This is a genomic window from uncultured Marixanthomonas sp. (genome assembly GCF_963974425.1).
Lineage (GTDB): Bacteria > Bacteroidota > Bacteroidia > Flavobacteriales > Flavobacteriaceae > Marixanthomonas.
Window position 1 is genome coordinate 44,738 of sequence record NZ_CAXBCK010000025.1, and the last position, 6,119, is coordinate 50,856.

The 6,119-nt window shown below is 32.7% G+C and carries 6 protein-coding genes; 5 read left to right on the top strand and 1 reads right to left on the bottom strand.

The features are described from left to right. The first annotated feature begins 109 nt into the window (after nt 1-109). The 5 genes from AACZ92_RS08990 (at nt 110) to AACZ92_RS09010 (ending at nt 5,336) form a co-directional block, all read left to right on the top strand. Entirely contained in the window at nt 110-976 is an 867-nt protein-coding gene (locus AACZ92_RS08990; RefSeq protein ID WP_116693672.1) for an RNA polymerase sigma factor RpoD/SigA, read from the top strand. A gap of 69 nt (nt 977-1,045) precedes the next feature. Continuing rightward, complete coding sequence (locus AACZ92_RS08995; protein ID WP_339700013.1) at nt 1,046-2,869, top strand: SLC13 family permease; 1,824 nt, start codon at nt 1,046-1,048, stop codon at nt 2,867-2,869. A 27-nt stretch (nt 2,870-2,896) separates the two neighbouring features. After that, entirely contained in the window at nt 2,897-3,790 is an 894-nt protein-coding gene (locus AACZ92_RS09000; protein ID WP_339700015.1) for a mechanosensitive ion channel family protein, read from the top strand. Between the two features lie 161 nt (nt 3,791-3,951). Beyond that, the gene (locus AACZ92_RS09005) at nt 3,952-4,794 is read left to right on the top strand and encodes an OmpA family protein (protein ID WP_339700018.1); all 843 of its coding nucleotides are present in this window, start codon (nt 3,952-3,954) and stop codon (nt 4,792-4,794) included. Nucleotides 4,795-4,967: 173 nt separating this feature from the next. Beyond that, entirely contained in the window at nt 4,968-5,336 is a 369-nt protein-coding gene (locus AACZ92_RS09010; protein WP_339700021.1) for a hypothetical protein, read from the top strand. Nucleotides 5,337-5,416: 80 nt separating this feature from the next. Here AACZ92_RS09010 and AACZ92_RS09015 read toward each other — a convergent pair. After that, a partial coding sequence (locus AACZ92_RS09015) for an SDR family oxidoreductase (RefSeq protein ID WP_339700023.1) occupies nt 5,417-6,119 on the bottom strand: 703 nt, incomplete at its 5' end.

Sequence of the window (6,119 nt, forward strand, 5' to 3'; positions counted from 1 at the left end):
ATTTTAGTCCTTTTCGGCATAATATTTAACAAAAGGTGTTAAGAATTTGGATTTATGGATTCTAAGCCTTATCATGCCCTGTTATTAAAATTAAACATAGGCTATATATATGAGACAACTAAAGATTACGAAGCAGGTTACCAATAGGGAAACAAAGTCTTTAAACAGTTATTTACAAGATGTAAGTAAAATAGACATGATTACCGCTGAAGAAGAGGTAGAATTGGCACAACGTATTCGAGAAGGTGATCAAGCGGCCCTTGAAAAGCTAACGCGTTCTAACCTTCGTTTCGTGATTTCGGTAGCAAAACAGTACCAAAATCAAGGGTTAAGTCTTTCAGACCTTATAAATGAAGGAAATGTTGGCTTGGTTAAAGCTGCAAAACGTTTTGATGAAACTCGTGGTTTCAAGTTTATTTCATACGCTGTATGGTGGATTAGACAATCTATCCTACAAGCAATTGCAGAACAAGCTCGTGTAGTTCGTTTACCACTTAACAAGATTGGTGATATCAGTAAAATAAATAAGGCTGCTATTCACTTAGAGCAAGTACACCAACGTAAACCCACCGCAGAAGAAATTGCAAAGGAGTTAGATATTTCAGTACGTAAAGTAAAGAGTTCTTTAAAAAACTCTAATAAAAGTTTATCGATGGATGCTCCTTTTCAAGAGGGTGAAAACGATAATAACTTATATGATGTTATTAGCTCTGGTGAAAGCCCAAACCCAGATAAGTCACTTATACACGAATCACTTAGAATTGAGATTGATCGTGCTTTAGATACTCTTTCTCCAAGAGAGGCAGATGTTGTAAGACTTAATTTTGGCCTAGGCGGACAACCAGTAATGACTTTACAAGAAATTGGTGATACGTTTGATTTAAGTAGAGAGCGTGTTCGTCAAATTCGTGAAAAAGCGATTCGTAGATTGCGTCAACAATCTAAGAGTCATATCTTGAAAAAGTATTTAGGATAATATTTTAAGAATATTTTAGAAGCGAGTATAATTTCTAAATGTATCTTTATGTAAATCAACTAAAGATATATGACAATAGAAATTATACTCGTTTTTTCTATTTTGCTTATTACCATCGTGCTTTTTGCCTTCGAGGTTTTTCCCGTTGATAAAATTGCACTCTTCATTATTGTATCTTTAGCTATATGTGGTTTGGTAAACCCTGAAGAAGCAATTTCAGGTTTTTCAAATACAGCAACTATTACTGTACTCGCATTAATGATTGTCGCCATCGGCATGGAAGATACGGGGGTGATATCTACGCTCGCGCGTTTTTTAAAAAAGCTTCATATTCTTCCTTTTATTATACTGCTGCCTGTTTTTATGTTTATAACGGCAGGGATTTCAGCTTTTATAAGTACTACAGCTGTAGTGATTGTTTTTATCAAGATAATTTCTGAAATATCTAAACGATTCAAATTACCTGAATCTAAACTCCTACTTCCTATATCATTTGCAGGAATATTAGGCGGGAGCTGTACTTTAATGGGAACTTCTACTAACTTAATTGTGAATTCCGTAGCCTTGAATCTAGGTGCCGAACGCTTTTCTTTCTTTGAATTTTCCCTCTACGGTATTGTTTTCTTAGCGGTTTCAATCGTAATAATAACTATTGCTTCAAAATGGTTACCTGGTGAAAAGAAAGAGACGATTGAAGATGAATATAAAATTGAAAATTATGTAACTTCGGTTGTAGTTACTGAAAATTCTTCTCTTATCGGAAAGAAAATAGAAGATACCTTCTTGTTTAATAATGAAGATATTTCCCTTTTAAAAATTTCAAGAAACAATCAAACCAATAATGCTCCGGGGCGTTATATGACACTTAAAAAAGGGGATAAACTACTACTACTCTGCAACCTTGATAATCTAATGCGTCTTAACGAATTTAAAGGATTAGATATCCATGAACGCTTAAATGTAAGTGAAACAGTTTATAAACTTGAAGATGTTGAAGAAGAAGAGAAAGACAATCCAGAGAATTTGGGATTTGCCGAATTATTAATACTTCCTGGTTCTGTATTAATTGGAAAGTCACTTAAGGAAATAAGAAGACAATCCATTCAAAATGCTACACCCATAGCAATTAGAAAAAGAAAAAATATTAGAAATACTAGAGAAAGACTTATAAGAAAAGATATTAAACAGATAGCGCTTAAACCAGGAGACAGATTATTAGTGGAAATACCCAAGCAGGACATTCCTCGGTTAGAATTACTAGAAAACGTCGCTATTTTACAAGAACATGAAATTCCTACGGAAAAGAATAATTTTAAAAAAAGCATAGCTTTTGGTATATTGTTATTAATAATAGGTTTAGCTGCAAGTGGACTATTGACTATTTTAATTAGTTCATTATTGGGGGTTGCATTACTATTACTCTCCAATTGCATTAAACTAACTGATGTATATCATCGTGTTAATTGGCAAGTTGTTTTCCTTTTGGCAGGCATGATACCATTAGGAGTGGCGATACATAACACCGGTGCAGATCAATGGATATCAGATCAATTATTAATGGTTTTAAGCGGGAAATCGAATATTATAATAATTGGGCTTATTTTCTTAATAACAATGATAATGAGTGGGGTTATTAGCAACAATGCTACAGCTATTATTATGACGCCTATTGCTATATCGGTAGCTGTCGGCTTGGAGTTACCTTTTAAGCCTTTTATATTAGCGGTATTATTTGGAGCTAATTTTAGCTTTTTTACCCCAATGGGGTATCAAACTAATACTTTAATATACGGTATGGGGTTTTATAAGTTTAGGCATTTTTTAATCATAGGGGGCATTTTATCCTTAGTCCTTTGGATTTTGGGTACCTTTATGCTTTCCTCGCTACTTTAATTCAATAATAAAAAATTACAATAGACTATGGATGAGAAAACATTTTCAGTTAACGACGCAATTACAGGCTTATGGGATAAATTAGGAGGCTGGTTAGATGCCATCATTTTAAAGTTACCCAATTTTGCTGTAGCCATTTTGGTTATGGTTGTTTTTTACTTTTTAGCAAAAATTCTTACTAAAGTATTTAAAAAGGTTCTATTGAAAAAAATCAATGAAGAATCAATAAGACAAATGCTCAGTAAGATTGTTTTTGCTGTTATTGTAATTATTGGTTTCTTTATTGCTTTGGGTGTTATGGACCTCAATAAAGTGTTGACGTCTGTGTTAGCTGGTGCCGGTGTTGTAGGTTTAGCCATTGGTTTAGCACTACAAGGAACACTAAGCAATACCTTTTCTGGATTATTACTTTCCTTTTTACCAAAAATAAGAATTGGAGACTTTGTAGAGGCTGGAGACCATAAAGGGTATGTTACCGAAATTAGTCTTCGTAATGTTACCATTCGTCAAACAGACAACGAATATGTTATCATACCCAATTCTATAATTGTTGACAATCCTTTCACTAACTATTCACTAAGTGAACGTTCTAGAGTAGATGTTAGTTGTGGTGTGGGATATGAAGATGATTTACAAAAAGTAGAGGATATCGTTTTAAAAGTTATTACTGAAAACTTTAAACCTCAAGAAGGAGAAGCGATAGACTTTTTCTTTACCGAATTTGGTGACAGCTCAATTAATTTTGTTACTAGGTTTTGGATCGATAGTAAAAAACCAAAACCAAAATTAGCTGCACAGCATAAGGCTATTAAGCTAATTAAACAACACTTTGACGAAGCTGGTGTTAACATTCCTTTTCCAATACGTACGTTGGATTTTGGAAAAAATAAACTTCAAATGGCGTCTAAACAGGAAGACTAATATCTATTTAAACACTTAAAAACAAAACGGGTACAGTAGTATCCGTTTTTTTAATGTTCTGATTTTAAGTTTTTTTAACAAAACAATAGGAAACCTTAACTATATCGTTATACGTGTTTACACGTATATTTGTCCCAACAATAAACCTAAAACTAATTACAATGAAAAAGTTAATCACACTAACCTTACTTTCGGGCGCATTCATATTTACATCATGTGTTTCGAAAAAGAAGTATGTCGAACTACAGAACGATTATAATGAAACTCGTTCAGAGCTAGCTAAAACACAAGTTGAAAAAGAAGAAATTGAAGCTAAATATGCTAAAATTGAAGACAGAGTTGCAGATTACAATTCCAAAATACAATCTTTAAAAGATACTAACGACAGCCGCTTACAATTAGAAGATAATATTGTAGTTTCAAATAAGGATAAAGAAAAAATGAGAGCTGCATTGGCTAATGTAGATCAAGAAGAATTAGCTCAAGCTAAAACTTTAAAGGATAGTATGAATCTAATCGTTTCATATAACTTAAAGAAAAATCTTGATAGCTCTTTAATTGGTGAAGGGGAAGAAGATGATATTCAGATTGATATTGACGAAACTGTTGTAATGATTACCGTTTCAGATAAATTATTATTTAATTCTGGTAGTGCTCGTGTTAACCCAAAAGCTGATAATCTTTTAGAAAGATTAGCTGGCGTTATTAACAGTGAACCTGCTATGGAAGTAATGATTGAAGGTCACACAGATTCTCAAACTGTAAAACCAGGATCGTATGTTAAAGATAACTGGGAGTTAAGCGTTAAACGTTCTACAGCCGTTATTAGAAAATTACAAAACGACTTTGGTGTAGCACCAGAAAAATTAATCGCAGCTGGTAGAAGTAGCTTTCACCCACTTACTGAAGAAGAAACCAAAGAAGCGTATTCAAAAAACAGAAGAACACGAATTGTGATTCTTCCAAACCTTGATAAATTCTTAGCATTACTTTCTTCTAATTAAGAGTATAAAAATAGACACAATAAAAAGCGGCTTTAAAGCCGCTTTTTTTATTTAAAACATATAATTATTTGAAATACAATGATTTAAAAATGTTAATATTATTATAAATAAATGTTAAACAAATCATAATATTCTGTATATTTACTTTACTTCTTAGATGAAAGTAATTAGTTATGATACACAGAATAAATACTGACTTTTGTGAACTTAGTATCTTTGCTAAGTATGCTATTTTAAAGGTTTTTGAAAATGTTTTTTACGATATTGAAAAAGCAACCATAGTTCATCAAAAATTTCAAGAGTTTTTTAAAAACGAACCATTTGTATTAATTACCGATCGTAACTTTAAACATGAAGTAGACCTGAACCTTTATAAGAATAAAAGTATTTCAATTACTAATCTAAAAGGATTAGCAATCGTTTCGGAAAATCCAGAAGAAAGAGAAAGAGCTATTAATGAACAATCTCTCTTTGAAAATAGTTTCGCTTTTTTTGAAAAGTTAACAGATGCTGAAAATTGGGCGGAAGCCTTTTTTAGATAATTAGTTACAGAAACAAAAAAGCTGCTATTTTATGATAGCAGCTTTTTTGTTTTATTCAATTCTAATAATAAAGTTTACAATTATTTTTTTGCGCTTGGCGGCACAGTTGGCCGTACTTCAATTTTACTCGGCAAAGTACGTGGATGCATTGTTAATAGATCTACCACCAACTTACCTATATCTTCAATTTGAATTTTCCAAGCTTCATCACCTTCAGTAGGTTCGTTTCCGTTAAAATACGTAGAAACACTTCCCGGCATAATGGTACTTACTTTTACATCATGCTTTCTAAGGTCTAACATTGCAGCTTGTGTAAAACCAGTAATTCCAAATTTACTAGCATTATAAGCCGCTCCTCCAGCAAAGAAATTAGTTCCCGCTAAACTAGAAATAGTTATAAAGTATCCTTTTTCCTTTTTTAGGGAATCTACACTCGCTTTCAATGTATAAAAAGGACCGGTTAAGTTAGTGTCAATGGTTTGTTGCCACTGCTCTACCGTTAAGTCTTCTACTGAGCCAAAATGACCTAACCCAGCATTTGCAATTACAATATCAATCTTTCCAAGCTGTTCTATCACTTGATTTACAGCTTTTTCCTGACTTTCATAACTACGAACATCTGCTTCAATACCAATGGCTTTACCATTATTGTCTTTAGCTTTATTTAATGTGTCTGCTGCTTCTTTTGCAGTATCACCATTTCTTCCTGTAATGGCAACGTTAATTCCTTGTTGCAATAAACTTACAGCAATTCCGTATCCTATTCCTTTTGTTCCACCAGTT